Origin of the sequence: Bacillus cereus group sp. N12, assembly GCF_016483575.1 — a bacterium.
GTDB classification, from domain to species: domain Bacteria; phylum Bacillota; class Bacilli; order Bacillales; family Bacillaceae_G; genus Bacillus_A; species Bacillus_A toyonensis.
In genome coordinates, this window is the sequence record NZ_JAEHBO010000099.1 from 1 (window position 1) to 15,139 (window position 15,139).

Here is a 15,139-nt window from a genome sequence, read left to right on the forward strand (position 1 = left end):
TTACCATCTGCACAATACACGTACTCATTTATTTCATGATTGTATTTCCCTAAGTCAGCAAGCGGAATATACATACCGTCCATTCTTTTACCTAGCGTACTTTCACTCATTTTCTTATGCAGTTCTACAATTTGTTGTTTTTCAGCTTCATTCACGGAATCATTTAGTACTGCAACAAAATCAACATCGCTCGTTTCTATATGAAATGCACCTAGCGCAATAGAGCCGTAAACATATACTCCGACTATTTTTCCATCTAAAAAAATTTCTTTTAACCCTACTATGTACTGCTCCATTAACTGCTTTACTTCTGCTGGTAAAGCTTGTTTTATTCCATTCTCCACATCTATCCCTCCATTAAAAAAAGCCTTCGCAAATTCGCAAAGGCTTCCTGCTTTATAAATATTTCTCGATTTCCTCGTAAACATCCTTCAAACGAGGATTTCCTTCTCCAACAATCTCTCCATTCACAAGAACGACTGGATAAAATAAATCTTCTTCTACTACGCGCTCTGCGAATGCTTTTTTATCTTCATCTTCTTGTTCTTGTTGAAAATCAATATACTCGAAATTAAATTTATTTTCTTGTCCTTCATATTTACGACCAATCGCCGCTTGTAACCACTCAAACGTTTCTGTTGAAGATGGCATTCCGACGCAGCTCGCACAAATCACTTTCGTCCCATACACTTGCACATTAACCATTTCTTCTCCCCCACTCCTTGTTCTAACAGTATATTCAGATGTCTTATTACATAAGCACATCATTTTACAAACTTATTCCATACCCCTATACTGAAAAAACACGTTGTACACATGATAAAATATTTCGACAATAAAACAAGAACAGAAAAAATAGATTTTCCCCTCTATCTTGATTATAATAAAACTGATGAAAGGAGTCGATAAAAATGGAAAACCCACATATGCAAGAACAAGTACTAGAAGTACTAGATAAATTACGTCCGTTCTTACTTCGCGATGGCGGAGACGTTGAATTAGTAGACATTGAAGAAGGTATCGTAAAATTACGCCTTATGGGTGCATGCGGAAGCTGCCCAAGTTCTACAATCACACTAAAAGCTGGTATCGAGCGCGCGTTACTTGAAGAAGTACCAGGCGTTATTGAAGTAGAGCAAGTATTTTAATTAAAAGCGGAAGCGGCTCGTTCAAAATGTGAGGAGGATGGAGCTTCTGACATAGAGGCGCTTTTTGCCTCGGCGGAAGAAGCGAAGCCACCGAACATTTTAGCCGCTGGAGCTAGATATTAATTAAAAGCAGAAGCGGCTCGTTCAGAATCGCTTCCTAGAAAGAGACCCCAATGGGTCTCTTTTTTTATTCAAATAACACTTCTCCTTTAACATCATAAAACAAAATTGGAAATCCTTCTCAAAAAATGCGATAATTAATACTATATAGTGAATCGTTCACACATATAAAGTGAAACTATAATCAGTGGGCGTTTACGGGCAGCCCGATTCCCACAAATAGCGGGATGAAGTAAAAAACATAGGGGGACGACACATGCCAAAAATGGGGAACACTTTTTTAACAATTCAAGAACTAGAAGAGAAAAAAGAATATTTATTAGGCCTTTCGTCCGTTATACCAACATGGAATACAAGCTATCAATTTTTATTTAAAGAAATCCAGCAAGAATTATTGAGTAAAGTAAATGAAAAAATCGAAAGAAATCAATTCATTTTAAATATATGTGCAGATCAACAGGTAGGAGCATAATGTATTACATATACAATTGCGGTATAAAAAAGAGACCTCAATCGGTCTCTTTTTTATACTTTTAAGATAGCCAATCTAATTTTCTAATCCCTAACTTATCAATTGGCAAACGAAGTGATCCATAAAAATTCCTCATAAATTGCTCAGAGCGGTTCACATCATGTAAAATAGCTTCTAAGCGATCTCTATATATACTTTTTTGTTCTTCGTTCCCAGTTTGATAATATCGTTCGACCGTTTCAAAATAGTGGAGCGGGAACAGGAGCCTTGCAAATAATAAGCGCCAACCAAATGAGGATAGCGAATAATTGCGTTCATAATCTGTAACAAATTGAACGATTGTTTGCTCCCAGTCTTTCTTCTTTTCAATCATCATATAGCGAATCAATTCTGCTATATCTCGAGTGGGATGATCATACACCCACTCAAAAGGAAGTTTTAGACGCTTCGTTTGATGCCATAATAAAGGTGTAAATCGCTCCTGGCAAATTGTTGCCGCATCGGTCATTTGTGGCGTATCATCCATCTCTGTATCGACAACATACTGAATTGCATTTTCCGCAACTCCTAAATAATACGGGAAGGATTCGATAAACAATTGATCGAATACGTCTGTAGGGTGGTTCATCACTTGTGATTGCCAAAACTTCTCTAATTGATCGAGCCTTTTTTCCCATAACGCTTTCCATTCACCAATGCGGCTTAATTGCTCAATTTCTTCTGGAAAGAATGCACCTCGTTTATGGAATATAGAAAGCTCACTTCCTAATGACATAGCATGTCGTTCTAACGTGCGCATACCTTTTAATAAGCAGTAATTTTGTTCTTCTATCTCACTTACATAGTAGCCGTGTATAGTCGGAACGAAAGTCGCTACAGTCATATCCCCTTGCTGGTTCATATAGTCACTGAGCTTTTTCATCTCTACAAGTACTTCTTCCTCCATTTCTCCAATTGGAACAAGTACATAAATTTTGTTGCGAATCCAAAAGCTTTTATAGGGGCCAAGGGGGATTAATTCTTTAACATGCATGTGATAATGCTCATAAATATGCTGAATCATCGCAGTCGCCACCTATGGTTTTTCTTTATATATATGAGCTTGTGCTCGCCTTTCATTCCTATGCACATGATAAAGCAACGAAACGTATACAAATACTAAAAAGAAAAAAAGGTGATAAACATGAAAGAATCAAATCAACTACAAGAAAGAGCATTACAACTATTACAAGAACGCGGTGTAACAATTGACGATATTGCTGAACTTGTTCATTTTCTTCAAAAAAAATATCATCCAAATTTAGAGATGTCAGAATGCCGTTATAACGTTGAGCGTGTATTATCAAAACGTGAAGTACAAAACGCACTAATTACTGGTATCGAACTCGATGTCCTTGCTGAAAAAGGAATGTTAAGTGCGCCGTTACAAGATATCGTAAAACGTGATGAAGGCTTATACGGAATTGATGAAGTTATCGCACTTTCTATCGTTAACGTGTACGGCTCTATCGGTTTCACGAACTTTGGATATATAGATAAATTAAAACCTGGTATTTTAGAATACTTAAATGATAAATCAACTGGCAAAGTGCATACATTCCTTGATGATATCGTTGGCGGAATCGCTGCCGCTGCTTCAAGCCGTTTAGCGCACCGAGCTGATCACTCGGAATAATAATAATGCTTTCTAGACCGTTAGTTTTATGCTGACGGTCTTTCATATTCCATGAGCATAAATTCTCTTCCGCGGCTCAAAAAGATAGGTCCTTGCTGAAAACCTATATTTTTATATAGCGTAATTGCTCTTGTATTAAATGTTGCTACACTTAATCGAAACATTTTTGCATTAAACTCTTTCGTGGCAAACGCTATTCCAGCTTTGAAAAATTCTTTCCCCATTCCTTTCCCTGTTAACGCCGGCTTCATACCAAGTCCGATATCAATCAGATTTTCTCCACCATATAAATTAGTATCTCTTCCACCTGGTACTTGTGCATTTTCTCCAAAACAAAAATAGCCGATGAACTCTCCTTGATCGTCACAACAGCCATAATACGTTCCATCTAATAGCTCTTCTATCACTTCTTTCTCGCCTGAAAAACTATATAAATTATATGGTTCCTCGTACGTCCACGTATTTATCTCATTTGCTTCTTCTACCGTTAACTTATGTATATCCATCCTTCTCTCTCCTTATCAAGTGTTCTATATACTCATTCATTCTCCGCACCTTATTTCCCTCTAATTGAAATATGCAGAATTGCATGCACACAAACATTACACAAATGGTACAATTTATTTGAATCGCTGTTGCTACACTTCTTGATTAAAGAAAAGGCGTTAAAACGGAAATTAGCGTCTTATCGAACTCAAGCAATTGACACATTTTGTCATCATAAAAGACACTCGAAAGAGTGTCTTTTTTCTATATTTCATAAGGACTTACTCATTCCCCAAAATAAACGCATAAAATAATGTAACTCTTTACACGCATGAATCCCTTTCTAAAAGTTGTGAAGTACGTTACGGGAGATTCAAAATAAAAAGCACTCTGACTAGAGTGCTTTTCACTTTAAAACAAGGAGGTTACATATATGGATAGTACTCTCGTATTTAACTTCGGTATTGGTATTGTCATCATTTTATTTGTCTTCTTTGTTCTTTGTATGAGCGGGGTATAGCAATCTTTTATGCCGATAATTCCTTTAAAGTATCACTTAATTTGAACTTTCTTAATTGTAATGAAGCAATCATCGCTGCCCCTGCTCCAAGCACCACACTAGCAAAAGCTAATATGCAAACTTGATTATACGGAATGATAATAACCGTTAAATCTAAGCTTGATAACACAATATAACTAAACAAAATCCCGCCAAAAATGCCAATACAACCAGCTATCGCTCCAAGTAAAGTTCCCTCTAATAAAACAATCCTTCTCATTTGCTTCGGAATAGCCCCTACCGCACGAATCATACTAATTTCAGCACGTCTTTCATGTAAACTTGAGACAATCGCATTCATTAACCCTATTCCAGAAATAATGAAAACAATTAAAACTAACAAGCGAATTAACATCATCATTTGCGATAATAACTGCTCCTGTTCTTTCAATAACTCATGGCTATTAATAACTTCTACGTTCTCTTTATTATTTGTAATTTGTTTTACTTGCTTCTTAATCTCTTCAAATGATTGATTAGAATTTGTCATAACTTGAATTGCTTCATATCCTTGCACGTAAAACTTATCACGAACCCATTGTTCATTTACGAAAATGTCTAATCCTCTTCCCCTTAATCCTTGCTCAATAATCGAAACGACTTTAATCGTTTGTTTTTCTTTCCCCTTCCCTTGTACTTCAATCGTATCATGCAACTGAATCCCTAATGTTTTAGCAGTTCTCTTCGTAACGACTCCCTCACCATCTTGTAATGGCTTATTTAAATCTTGTCCTGTAATCACTTTCGCTTTTGTTACTTTTTGATAAGCAACAATATCATTCCCCACAACTTCTATCACATCATATTCAAAATCATCTTTCCTCACATTTTCATACCATTCTTGATCCGCTTTTTTAAAATCATAATTTATAAGCTTCGCTGTAAAGTCAGTAACATTTGCTACGCTCTCTTCTACACCATCAACTTTTTTAACCTTCTCCATCCAACTAAATGGTAATACTTCAGTACTTTGCGACTCTATTGGAATTCTTATTACTAAATCAGCTGGTAAATGTTTTTGTAACCCATCTTTCATGCCTTCGTAAATAGAGTTTATATACATCGTTCCAACAAGTGCTAACATAAAACCAAATGCTAGTATAGCAACCGATACAGCTGCCTTATTTCGATAACGAATTACATTCCGGCTGCTAATCGTCGTTTCAATTCGTAATATCATTTGAAGTGGTTTTGCAATCACTGGTGCTATCATCCGAATAAATAACGGAATCGCAAATAACAAACCGACAGCAAATAACAGCGCACCTATCGCACTTGGATTAAAACCGACATACCGCTCTAATACGTGACCCGTTAGTCCAATAACAGTACCAATGATTAGAATGCTACCACTAAAAGCACTCCATCTTTTTTCTTTTTTCTCATTACTAGGCAGACCTGGCCTAAGCGCTTGAACTGGTGGAATCTTTCTAACCATGAAGGCTGGTATAATAGCCCCTATAATAGACATAACAATTCCTAGTAAAAACGTAATGAGTAAAATCTCGCCTGAAATCGAAAATGATTCTTTCCCTGCTCCCTCAATATTCACCCATTTATTAATAAATGATGCGGCGATTGTTTGCGTACCTGCTCCAAGAATAACTCCTGCTAGCGATCCGATTGCCCCAATACATAAAGCCTCTAATAAAACGACTAATATAATTTGATTTGGATTACTACCAAGTGCACGTAATAATGCCCATTGCTTAAATCGACTTCTGACAGATAAGAAGAAACTTCCCATTATTAAAAGGGCTACAACAAATAAGGCAATACCACCTAAACTAAAAATTAATGGCTTCATTACATTTAGTCGTTCAAATGCCTTATCTACATAAGTACGTTGGTCCACCTTTATATTTTCAATCTTTTTATGTACATCAAAAGCAATTGCTTTTTTCACATTTATATCTTGTACTTTCACTTGAACAAGATTGAATTGATTTGGCAAATTTAATTCTTTTTGAAGCCAATGGATTGGAAAATAAGCACTATGTCCCATTGACGCCATTAACGGTGGATTTAAAATACCGACAACTTTCACAGTCTTTTCACCATGCTGCGGAAATGGCAGTTTAATCGTATCTCCTACCCTTATATTTTCACGATCTGTATACCCTTTTGTCAGTGCTACTTCAGCACCTTCTTTCGGATATCGTCCTTCTAATATTTTATAAGAATGCATTTCTGGAGAATCTTGCTCAACACCCCAATAAGATGGCTTTCCCGATAATTCTTTATAATGTGGAAAAGGATACGGTATAAGTGCTTTTGATATTTTTTCAGCATTTTCTAAGCCATCTATTCCTTTTAAACTTTCATTATTTAAATACATATCATTTTTTATATAGCCAAATTGTAAATTATAATCTCCATACCGACTTACTACTTGTTCCTTCACACTTTGCTCTACTGATTGATTGCCTAGCAATAACATCGTCGCTAACATAACACCTAAAGCTGCACCGAGGGCAATCAACATATTTCGCAACCAATTTTGTTTCATCGATTTTACCGCATACTTAATTACCCATCGCATCACCTTTACCTCCTACTTTAAAGTGACGATTCATAATCTCTTGAATGTGGATAACTTGTTGCGGGATATTTCGAAATTTCCATCCTTTACTTTCAGCATGCTCATGAATCACCTCACCATCTAATAAGAAAACGACTTTATCAGCATGGGCCGCTACGAACGGATCGTGCGTTACAATGACAGCTGTTTGCCCTAATTCATCACATGCATTGCGAAGTGCCGCAATAATATTTTTGCTGTTTTCTGAATCTAAAGCCCCTGTTGGCTCATCAGCTAATATAATAGCTGGCTCATTTGCAAAGGCTCTTGCTATCGCAACCCTTTGCTGTTGCCCACCTGATAACTGTGCTGGTAAATGCTTTGCTTTTCCTTTCAATCCAACGAGTTCTAATAAACGATTTGCTGTCACCGTTGCCTTTTTTTGCGAAACATTATCTAATAATAAAGGCAACCCTACATTTTCCTCCGCATTAAACACTGGAATTAAATTAAACTGTTGAAAAATAAAACCGATTTTATGCCTTCTAAATAAAGCGAGCTCTTTTTCTTTTAATGTTGAAATCTCCGTACCATTAACTCGAATACTACCTACTGATGGAATATCTAATCCACCTAACAGCTGAAGTAAGGTCGTTTTCCCCGATCCACTTGCCCCCATAATACAAACAAAATCTCCTTTTTGAATTTGAAGATTAATATCTTTTAAGATCTTTACTTTACTATCTCCAATATCAAACGATTTTTCTAACCCTTCAATTTCAATAATATTCATCCCGATATCCCCTTCTCTCTCTATTTACCAATCTATATATTCTATCCGAAAATGCAAAATCCCTACTATTTTGTATTTTTTTGTCACATACTAACATTTATATTAACCGGCATTAAGTGCCCGATTAGTGTAAGCAAATAATCAGTGCGGGATGGATAGCCCCCACCGATTAAAATTTCACTTTATTTCTCACGTCAGAAAAGTTGACTCTCGCAACGAAAGTAACCATAATAGTTACACGAATATTTAAAAACTATTCACATATCCACAAGTAGGAGGAAGAACAATGAAACATGTAATCGTTTATGCACACCCGAATACAGAAAGCTTTAACCATGCAATTTTAGAAACTGTAAAAAGTGAATTAGAAGGCAAAGGTCATGAAGTACGCGTTCGTGATTTATATGAATTAAACTTCAATCCAGTATTAGGTGCTTCCGATTTCATCTCATTTTCCCAAGGAAACACACCAGAAGATATTAAAGAAGAACAAAAGCATATCACTTGGGCTGATAGTATTACATTCATTTACCCAGTTTGGTGGGCAGGTCTTCCTGCTATTTTAAAAGGATACGTTGACCGTGTATTTAGCCACGGCTTCGCTTATGCTTACGGTGAGAATGGTATTGAAAAATTATTAAGCAGTAAAAAAGGATTGTTATTATCTACGATGGGAAATTCAAAAGAAGTATACACAGCAGGCGGTATGTTTGATGCAATGAAAAAAACAGCAGATGTTGGTATTTTTGAATTTACAGGCATTGAAACACTTGAGCATACATTCTATACAAGTGTTCCTTCTGTGGATGACAGTGTGCGTAAACAATACCTTGAAGAAGTTAAAGATGTAGTGAATCGTGCGTTTTAATAAAAAAACTCCGGTTATAACAACCGGAGTTTTTATTTCATCATCAATTTCGGAATATATCTTTGAAGAATGCTTTCTAATTCATTCATATCTTCCTGTCTAATAAGTAAATTCACATTATCATTCATTTTTTCTCGCCCGCGATATAAAAATATATTTTCTTTTGGATTTTCCCATGTTGATGTTTTATAGCCTTTTAATTCTTCGTATGAATAATAGTTCAATCCGTCTATTACACCTTTTTCATATATTTGTACACTTTTAATAAGATGGATCGCTATTAAAATCATAAAACAACTTGCTACAGCATAACTACCTGACTGAATGAGAAACTGTTCAAGTGTGCCAATATCACCACTTACGTATTGAGCATATATATACATACATTGTCCGATAAAGTACGCTGGTCCAAGTAAGGCAATCCAACGTCGTTTCACCCGAGGATATGCTGCAATAAGCTTTCCCGCGCTTTTTTTCATTTCATTTATTTTATATATCTTCCGTAGAACAAAGAATAAAACACATAATGTAAAAATAAACATAATACATGACATCCAGTACACTCTTATTTCCCCCTTTACATCATTACATATAAATTTTACATTTTATATCCCTATAGTACATATGCAATTGTGCATAAAAAAACAGGTAACCTCTTCCGGCTACCTGCATTTCATTACATCTTCTCAATCCACTCCGTCAAGTTATGCACAACTTGTGTCGGTTGTACTTCGTATTCTGTTAACTTCTCCACAGTTGTGACTCCAGTGTGGACAAGAAGGGTATGCATACCAGCATTTACTCCCGCTAAAATGTCCGTATCGTAGTTATCCCCAACCATTAATGCCTCATCTTTTCCTATGCCAAGCACTTTTAACGCTTGTTCCATAATGATTGATTCTGGTTTTCCAATAAAGATTGGCTCCACACCTGTTGATACTGTAACAACTGATGTTAATGAACCGTTACCTGGTAATAATCCACGCTCAGTTGGAATAGCAATATCTCCATTTGTAGAAATAAACGTTGCACCGTTACGTACAGCAAGACATGCTTTTGCTAATTTTTCATATGTGATGTCGCGATCTAAACCAACAACAACGAAATCAGGGTTTTCATCCACAAGTTCAAATCCTTTTTCCACAAGAGCATCATGTAAGCCTTCTTCACCAATCATGTATACAGTTGCATCTTGTTTACGTTCATAAATGAAATTCGCTGTCGCCATACTCGTTGTGAATACTTGCTCTGCTTTCGCTGGAATATCGAAACGAACAAGTTTTTCTGCAACTTGTTCTGGTTTACGAGTTGAGTTATTCGTAACGAATAAATACGGAATGCCGCGCTCTCCTAATGCTTTCACGAAGTCGCTTGCTTCTTCAATTTGTTCTTCACCACGATACATCGTACCGTCTAAGTCAATTAAATAACCTTTATACATCTATTATGTCTCTCCTTCTATGCTAGAGTTCTCATCTATCATACCACTCTTATATTACCCCCTTTTCCAAAAGAAAAAAACGCTTTACCTTAAAGCGCCCCAGAACGTTCATTTTTTCTCTTTTACTTGGTAAGAACAACTACAATCACCCTCACACATGTTTGCTAGCGTATTTACATCTGCATTCGCAAATAAACGCTTATACATCTCTTTTTCATCTGCACATACTTGCGGGAATCTCTCTGCAATTTCCTTTAACGGACAGTTTTGCTTTTCAATTACGAAAGAGTTCTCTCCATCTCTCTTTATTTGAACCATATAACCATTTTTCTCTTGCATTGCTGCTACCTCTTGCACTTTATATGCTAAGTTCTTTTGATTACTAATTCTCTTTTGTAATTTTTCTTCCATTCGCTTCGTTCTTTCTTTCAAAACGTAACGAAGTATTTTTTCATCGCCCATTCGAGCTAAATCTTCTAGCATATCAATCGCAAATTGCTTATATTCTTTCGGGAATGTATCTTCTCCCTTTTCACTTAACCCGTACAAATAAGTTGGTCTTCCGACATGTTGCCTGACCATCTTAGAATAAATGAACCCATCTTTCTCAAGATTACTTAAATGTCTTCGAATCGCCATTTCTGTAATCTCTAAAACGTCAGCTAATTCTGCTACCGTATGTTCTCCCTTTACTTTCAACAATTGGACAATCTCGTCTTTCGTAGTGCGTGCTTCCCCCATGCTTTACCCTTCTCCCTTCTCCCTTTTCCCTTTTCTTTCTCACATACAATATAAGATCCCCAAAAGGTATTCCCGGGGATCTCATAAGCATAATTATTCTGGTACAAATGCAGATACAGGCCCTAATTCCTTCTCTAAATAACTGCGAATATTTGCCGGGTAGTTCTCTACCACCGCAATATGTTTTTGAATCGTCTTATATAATTCATCATGATTCATTTGAATATAATCTTGCGTAAGCATTTTTCGAAGAAGGATAATTTCTTTCATTCCTTGTCCTTCTTCTGCACTTATCACTCGCTCATCCATTAAAATATCGATAATATCTTCATAGCTTCCTGGATCGCGCATAATAAATCCATCAATCATCGCATTCCCTACATCTAATACGCAATCAATCATAAGATGGGCTATGCGCTCTAATGCATAAAATTCAAACTCGGTTTCATATATCTTCTTCTCTTGAAATGTATTTGTTGCTCGTTCTAAACATACTAGCATTTGTTCTATTTTTTTTCTGTCTACGAAGTACATTCATGTCACCTACCTGGAAATTAAAGCATTTACATTTTAATTGTAACGCTTTCTTCTGAAAAAATCGACAATTTTTCGAATTCACCTTTTCTCCGTTATTTGTTATAGTTATATTTGTATGATTTTTGAAATTGGAGGAATGAAATCTTGGAACGTGAACTCGCACTAGAAATTGTCCGTGTAACAGAAGCAGCAGCATTAGCATCCGCACAGTGGATGGGCCGCGGAAAGAAAAATGAAGCAGATGATGCAGCAACTACAGCTATGCGTGATATGTTCGATTCAGTAAACATGGCAGGTACAGTTGTAATTGGTGAAGGAGAACTTGATGAAGCACCGATGTTATATATTGGTGAAGAACTAGGAACAGGTAACGGTCCAGAAGTAGATATCGCCGTTGATCCATTAGAAGGTACAAACATCGTTGCAAAAGGTCTTGCAAACGCAATGGCAGTTATCGCAATCGCAGATAAAGGAAACCTTCTTCACGCTCCTGATATGTACATGGAAAAAATCGCGGTTGGTCCAAAAGCAGCTGGTAAAATTAGCTTAGATGATCCAATTGAAAAAACAATTGAAATTGTAGCAGAAGCTAACAATAAAAAGATTCGTGATCTAACAGTTATCATTCAAGAACGTGAACGTCATCAAGATATTATTGACCGTGTTCGTGCAAAAGGGGCTCGCGTGAAATTATTTGGTGATGGCGATGTTGGTGCATCAATCGCAACAGCACTACCTGGAACAGGTATCGACTTATTCGTAGGTGTTGGCGGAGCTCCAGAAGGCGTTATTTCTGCAGCAGCATTAAAATGCCTTGAAGGTGAAATGCAAGCTCGCTTAGTTCCAATGAACGAAGAAGAAGAAGCTCGTTGTCGTGAAATGGGATTAGAAGATCCTCGTCAACTTCTTATGTTAGATGACTTAGTATCTGGTGATGATGCAATCTTCTCAGCAACAGGTGTTTCTGCTGGTGAGTTATTAGACGGCGTGAAATTCCTAGGCGGAGATTTAGCTGAAACATATTCTATCGTTATGCGTTACAAAACAAGAACAGTACGTTTTATTAAAACGCATCACCATTTAGATCATAAACCACACTTAAACTTAGATATTTAATAAAGGAGCCATGTGTATGGAAGAACGTTTCTTTCTGTACGACGATACTGTCGCTACAAAAACTCGTTTCGTTAGCTTTATGGGAGAAAATGAGCGTCATGATTTAGCGCTTTTATACTCCGATCGTCATTACGGTAAAACAATTGTCCTTGATATGCAGAGCAATAAATTTGCAATCATCGGTCCTGACGATTTAAACGAACCAGGCTACTTAGAGCACGCATTTTCTATGACTGAAGAAATTGCAGAAGAATTACGCTCATTTTTATTTGAACTTATATAACTTATCTCAAACACCAGCTATTTTAGCTGGTGTTTTTTCACTGTAATTATTTTGAATTTTCAATCTCTCGTGGTATACTTATGTACAAATCTATTTGGATAGAAAGGACGTTATCTACGTATGCCAACATTTACTTTGTAATGGACCAGCAATTGGATAGCATTACTCTCAAAAAAGCACGGTGCTTTTTCAAGGGAGTAGTCTGCCCATTCCCATTACAAAGGAACGTAACGCATCTGTAGTATGATGTTTACGGAGGTTCCTCTTTGGGGAACCTCTTTTTATTTTTGTCTACTTCTCATGTCTTCATACTACAAGACATCCAAATAGCTGTATTACGTTCCTTTACCACTACTATAAGAGGTGAAGGAAAATGCAGAAAGTACAACTTTCTTGGAGTTTATATGAAAATCAGCAAAACACAATCGAAAAATATTGTAAAAATTGCGGACGTAATACCCTATTTACTGATACGAATATTCGCAGGCATAACGCCAATGGAAAAAACATATACCGCTTTGCCATTTATAAATGCCCGAACGATCATACGTGGAATCAAAAACTGCGCATTTATAAATCATTTACTGATCATGTCGAAACAATCGATATGATTCAGCAAGACCAAACAGAAACAACTACTACCATTTCTATGACACAACATAAAGAAAGTGGCATAGTTGAAATCACGATTGTATTAGACATCGTTTTTGGCTCCCACCGAATTGATAAAGTGTTATCCACATATATTTCAGATTGGAGCCGTACTACCATTGTGGATAAAATTAAAAGTGGGGATATTCAATTGAACGGACAACAAATGAAACCAAATAAACAACTCTCTGAAGGCGATTATATTTCAATTTGTTTATAAGGAGGTGCCTCATGCTAAACGTGAGAAAAGGTACGATGGATTTATTAGACGAATTAGATGGAATGTATACAGAATGTAAAAAAGCGCTATTACAAAATCAAATTTACCAATGGGATGATTCTTATCCAGCTCGAGAACATATTTCCTATCACTTAGAACAAGATGAACTCTATTGCTTGTTTGCGGATGATTCACTCGTTGGTGCTGTCGTGTTAAACGAGTGGCAGTCTCCCGAATATAAACGAATTGATTGATCAGAAACAGACGGACGCTTTCTTATCGTCCACTCTTTCGTTATCCATCCTCTCTCGCCAGGAAAAGGATATAGTAAAGTACTTTTATCTTTTTGGGAAAGTGAAGCAAGACGGGAAGGTTACAAAGGCATACGCCTAGATTGCTTTACTCGCAATCCGGTTTCATTAAGTCTATATGAAAAAAACGATTATATTTGCCGAGGTGCTGTTTATTTTGAAAGTAAACAGCCTCCTCACAACTGGTATAATTGCTATGAAAAAATCCTCTTACAATCGTAAGAGGATTTTTTTATTTCTTCACTTTTCGTAATACGAAGTGTGCACAACCGAAGTTACAGTACTCGTATAAATACTCTGATAAAGTACTAATTTTCGTATCATATGTCGCACGTTGGTTACTATCATCAAAGAATCCGCGCAATCTAAGTTGCTCATATCCCCAGTCTCCAACGATATAATCATATTTATTTAAAATTTCTGCATAGCGCTCTTTAAATGCTTCTTCACTAAAACCGTCACGAAAGTTTTTAATTACTTCGTACTGAACATTATTAATGCTCACCGTAGCATGAATTTCTTGCTTTTGCTCCATCATTAACTTCCTCTCTAAGCATTCTTCTTTTTATCGTATCACAAAGCATAACAACCAACAATTTCAAATACAAAAAATTGCAAATTAGTACATGCTATGGAGAAGGAGGTGATACATCGTGAAAAAACAAATTTTACTTTCCCTTCTCACTCTTTCCCTATTTGCAGGCTGCCAATCAACGAATAAAGCCGAAATGGAACGTGAGGAAGGAAGCCGTGTTCTTGTTTCCAACAAAAACGACGTGTATCATACGGAAAATACAAATACACGATTAACGAGAGTCGGTTATTCATCTAAACAAAAGCATGAAGTATCTAACAAACAAGTAGGAGCCATTAACCGTGAGAAAGTTGCTGAAATGATTACAAGCATGACAGTCAAACTTCCTGACGTTACAAACGCTGCTACGCTCGTTACCGATGATGAAGTATTTGTTGTATACCGTGCAAACACAATGGATCCGAAACTCGTAGCGGATCAAGTATATAAAGCTGCTTTGTCCATCGTTCCTCGCTATTATAAAGCATATGTATCGACAGACCAAAAGTTGATTTCTCAAATTCAAGGACTGCAATCTGGTGCATTAAATGATACAGAATATACGCAAAGCCTCGATATGTTAAAACGGGAAATGAGTAAAAATCCTCATTTGAACAATACAG

The 15,139-nt window shown here is 36.5% G+C and carries 19 protein-coding genes and 1 pseudogene; 9 read left to right on the forward strand and 11 right to left on the reverse strand.

Annotated features, from left to right (window positions below; all coding sequences use genetic code 11):
* Both JDS92_RS26685 and JDS92_RS26690 read right to left on the reverse strand, forming a co-directional pair.
* The coding region (locus tag JDS92_RS26685; RefSeq protein WP_199632805.1) for a nucleotidyltransferase domain-containing protein at positions 1–428 on the reverse strand (428 nt) is incomplete at its 3' end.
* Positions 397–705: a YuzD family protein gene (locus JDS92_RS26690; RefSeq protein WP_000248598.1), complete on the reverse strand. Its 309-nt coding sequence runs from the start codon at positions 703–705 to the stop codon at positions 397–399. The genes JDS92_RS26690 and JDS92_RS26685, both read right to left, overlap by 32 nt.
* A gap of 206 nt (positions 706–911) precedes the next feature.
* On the opposite strand from JDS92_RS26690, the gene JDS92_RS26695 reads away from it, so the two are divergent.
* Together JDS92_RS26695 and JDS92_RS26700 are read left to right on the forward strand one after the other, a co-directional pair.
* Entirely contained in the window at positions 912–1,148 is a 237-nt protein-coding gene (locus JDS92_RS26695) for a NifU family protein (protein WP_000431159.1), read from the forward strand.
* 376 nt (positions 1,149–1,524) lie between these two features.
* A complete protein-coding gene (locus JDS92_RS26700; RefSeq protein WP_001125484.1) occupies positions 1,525–1,740 on the forward strand; it encodes a hypothetical protein in 216 nt (71 codons plus the stop codon).
* A 61-nt stretch (positions 1,741–1,801) separates the two neighbouring features.
* On the opposite strand, the gene yutH is transcribed toward JDS92_RS26700, so the two are convergent.
* The gene (yutH, locus tag JDS92_RS26705) at positions 1,802–2,803 is read right to left on the reverse strand and encodes a spore coat putative kinase YutH (protein WP_000614220.1); all 1,002 of its coding nucleotides are present in this window, start codon (positions 2,801–2,803) and stop codon (positions 1,802–1,804) included.
* 120 nt (positions 2,804–2,923) lie between these two features.
* Here yutH and JDS92_RS26710 point away from each other — a divergent pair, with 120 nt between their 5' ends.
* Positions 2,924–3,415: a phosphatidylglycerophosphatase A family protein gene (locus JDS92_RS26710; RefSeq protein ID WP_000665097.1), complete on the forward strand. Its 492-nt coding sequence runs from the start codon at positions 2,924–2,926 to the stop codon at positions 3,413–3,415.
* Positions 3,416–3,441: 26 nt separating this feature from the next.
* On the opposite strand, the gene JDS92_RS26715 is transcribed toward JDS92_RS26710, so the two are convergent.
* From JDS92_RS26715 to JDS92_RS26725, 3 genes are all read right to left on the reverse strand, one after another.
* Positions 3,442–3,921, reverse strand: coding sequence for a GNAT family N-acetyltransferase (locus JDS92_RS26715; RefSeq protein WP_199632806.1), 480 nt, complete (start codon positions 3,919–3,921; stop codon positions 3,442–3,444).
* 507 nt (positions 3,922–4,428) lie between these two features.
* Positions 4,429–7,002, reverse strand: a complete 2,574-nt coding sequence (locus JDS92_RS26720; protein WP_199632807.1) for an FtsX-like permease family protein — start codon at positions 7,000–7,002, stop codon at positions 4,429–4,431.
* Positions 6,986–7,774 carry an ABC transporter ATP-binding protein gene (locus JDS92_RS26725; RefSeq protein WP_199632808.1) on the reverse strand — a complete coding sequence of 263 codons (789 nt, stop codon included), beginning with the start codon at positions 7,772–7,774 and terminating at the stop codon, positions 6,986–6,988. Before JDS92_RS26725 ends, JDS92_RS26720 begins: the two co-directional genes overlap by 17 nt.
* Positions 7,775–8,060: 286 nt before the next feature.
* On the opposite strand from JDS92_RS26725, the gene JDS92_RS26730 reads away from it, so the two are divergent.
* Entirely contained in the window at positions 8,061–8,642 is a 582-nt protein-coding gene (locus JDS92_RS26730) for an NAD(P)H-dependent oxidoreductase (protein WP_099004209.1), read from the forward strand.
* Positions 8,643–8,674: 32 nt separating this feature from the next.
* Here JDS92_RS26730 and JDS92_RS26735 read toward each other — a convergent pair whose 3' ends face one another.
* From JDS92_RS26735 to JDS92_RS26750, 4 genes are all read right to left on the reverse strand, one after another.
* Positions 8,675–9,205, reverse strand: coding sequence for an iron ABC transporter substrate-binding protein (locus tag JDS92_RS26735; RefSeq protein ID WP_098710744.1), 531 nt, complete (start codon positions 9,203–9,205; stop codon positions 8,675–8,677).
* 113 nt (positions 9,206–9,318) lie between these two features.
* Positions 9,319–10,083 (reverse strand): TIGR01457 family HAD-type hydrolase, encoded by a 765-nt coding sequence (locus JDS92_RS26740; RefSeq protein ID WP_000276473.1) that lies wholly within the window; start codon positions 10,081–10,083, stop codon positions 9,319–9,321.
* Between the two features lie 108 nt (positions 10,084–10,191).
* Positions 10,192–10,824 (reverse strand): helix-turn-helix transcriptional regulator, encoded by a 633-nt coding sequence (locus tag JDS92_RS26745; RefSeq protein ID WP_000503334.1) that lies wholly within the window; start codon positions 10,822–10,824, stop codon positions 10,192–10,194.
* A gap of 93 nt (positions 10,825–10,917) precedes the next feature.
* Positions 10,918–11,358 (reverse strand): DUF86 domain-containing protein, encoded by a 441-nt coding sequence (locus tag JDS92_RS26750; RefSeq protein WP_000273995.1) that lies wholly within the window; start codon positions 11,356–11,358, stop codon positions 10,918–10,920.
* 147 nt (positions 11,359–11,505) lie between these two features.
* Between JDS92_RS26750 and glpX the strand changes: the two genes are divergently transcribed.
* The 4 genes and pseudogenes from glpX to JDS92_RS26770 all read left to right on the forward strand — a co-directional run bounded on the left by glpX (position 11,506) and on the right by JDS92_RS26770 (position 14,164).
* Positions 11,506–12,477 (forward strand): class II fructose-bisphosphatase, encoded by a 972-nt coding sequence (gene glpX / locus JDS92_RS26755; RefSeq protein ID WP_000439085.1) that lies wholly within the window; start codon positions 11,506–11,508, stop codon positions 12,475–12,477.
* A gap of 16 nt (positions 12,478–12,493) precedes the next feature.
* Positions 12,494–12,760: a DUF3055 domain-containing protein gene (locus JDS92_RS26760; RefSeq protein ID WP_000392613.1), complete on the forward strand. Its 267-nt coding sequence runs from the start codon at positions 12,494–12,496 to the stop codon at positions 12,758–12,760.
* Between the two features lie 373 nt (positions 12,761–13,133).
* On the forward strand, positions 13,134–13,631 hold the full coding sequence (locus tag JDS92_RS26765) for a hypothetical protein (protein ID WP_001174592.1): 498 nt from the start codon (positions 13,134–13,136) through the stop codon (positions 13,629–13,631).
* Between the two features lie 11 nt (positions 13,632–13,642).
* Positions 13,643–14,164 (forward strand): annotated as a pseudogene (locus tag JDS92_RS26770) (GNAT family N-acetyltransferase).
* Between the two features lie 10 nt (positions 14,165–14,174).
* Here the strand turns inward: JDS92_RS26770 and JDS92_RS26775 are convergent.
* Complete coding sequence (locus JDS92_RS26775; protein ID WP_000435941.1) at positions 14,175–14,477, reverse strand: YutD family protein; 303 nt, start codon at positions 14,475–14,477, stop codon at positions 14,175–14,177.
* A gap of 118 nt (positions 14,478–14,595) precedes the next feature.
* Here JDS92_RS26775 and JDS92_RS26780 point away from each other — a divergent pair.
* Positions 14,596–15,139, forward strand: a 544-nt coding sequence (locus JDS92_RS26780) for a YhcN/YlaJ family sporulation lipoprotein (RefSeq protein ID WP_199632809.1), incomplete at its 3' end; no start/stop codon positions are given.

Excerpts from the sequence above, each read along its gene's own strand:
- JDS92_RS26690 (WP_000248598.1), bottom strand. The coding sequence starts at position 705 with ATGGTTAATGTGCAAGTGTATGGGACGAAAGTGATTTGTGCGAGCTGC.
- JDS92_RS26695 (WP_000431159.1), top strand. The coding sequence starts at position 912 with ATGGAAAACCCACATATGCAAGAACAAGTACTAGAAGTACTAGATAAA.
- JDS92_RS26700 (WP_001125484.1), top strand. The coding sequence starts at position 1,525 with ATGCCAAAAATGGGGAACACTTTTTTAACAATTCAAGAACTAGAAGAG.
- yutH (WP_000614220.1), bottom strand. The coding sequence starts at position 2,803 with ATGATTCAGCATATTTATGAGCATTATCACATGCATGTTAAAGAATTA.
- JDS92_RS26710 (WP_000665097.1), top strand. The coding sequence starts at position 2,924 with ATGAAAGAATCAAATCAACTACAAGAAAGAGCATTACAACTATTACAA.
- JDS92_RS26715 (WP_199632806.1), bottom strand. The coding sequence starts at position 3,921 with ATGGATATACATAAGTTAACGGTAGAAGAAGCAAATGAGATAAATACG.
- JDS92_RS26720 (WP_199632807.1), bottom strand. The coding sequence starts at position 7,002 with ATGCGATGGGTAATTAAGTATGCGGTAAAATCGATGAAACAAAATTGG.
- JDS92_RS26725 (WP_199632808.1), bottom strand. The coding sequence starts at position 7,774 with ATGAATATTATTGAAATTGAAGGGTTAGAAAAATCGTTTGATATTGGA.
- JDS92_RS26730 (WP_099004209.1), top strand. The coding sequence starts at position 8,061 with ATGAAACATGTAATCGTTTATGCACACCCGAATACAGAAAGCTTTAAC.
- JDS92_RS26740 (WP_000276473.1), bottom strand. The coding sequence starts at position 10,083 with ATGTATAAAGGTTATTTAATTGACTTAGACGGTACGATGTATCGTGGT.
- JDS92_RS26745 (WP_000503334.1), bottom strand. The coding sequence starts at position 10,824 with ATGGGGGAAGCACGCACTACGAAAGACGAGATTGTCCAATTGTTGAAA.
- JDS92_RS26750 (WP_000273995.1), bottom strand. The coding sequence starts at position 11,358 with ATGTACTTCGTAGACAGAAAAAAAATAGAACAAATGCTAGTATGTTTA.
- JDS92_RS26760 (WP_000392613.1), top strand. The coding sequence starts at position 12,494 with ATGGAAGAACGTTTCTTTCTGTACGACGATACTGTCGCTACAAAAACT.
- JDS92_RS26765 (WP_001174592.1), top strand. The coding sequence starts at position 13,134 with ATGCAGAAAGTACAACTTTCTTGGAGTTTATATGAAAATCAGCAAAAC.
- JDS92_RS26775 (WP_000435941.1), bottom strand. The coding sequence starts at position 14,477 with ATGGAGCAAAAGCAAGAAATTCATGCTACGGTGAGCATTAATAATGTT.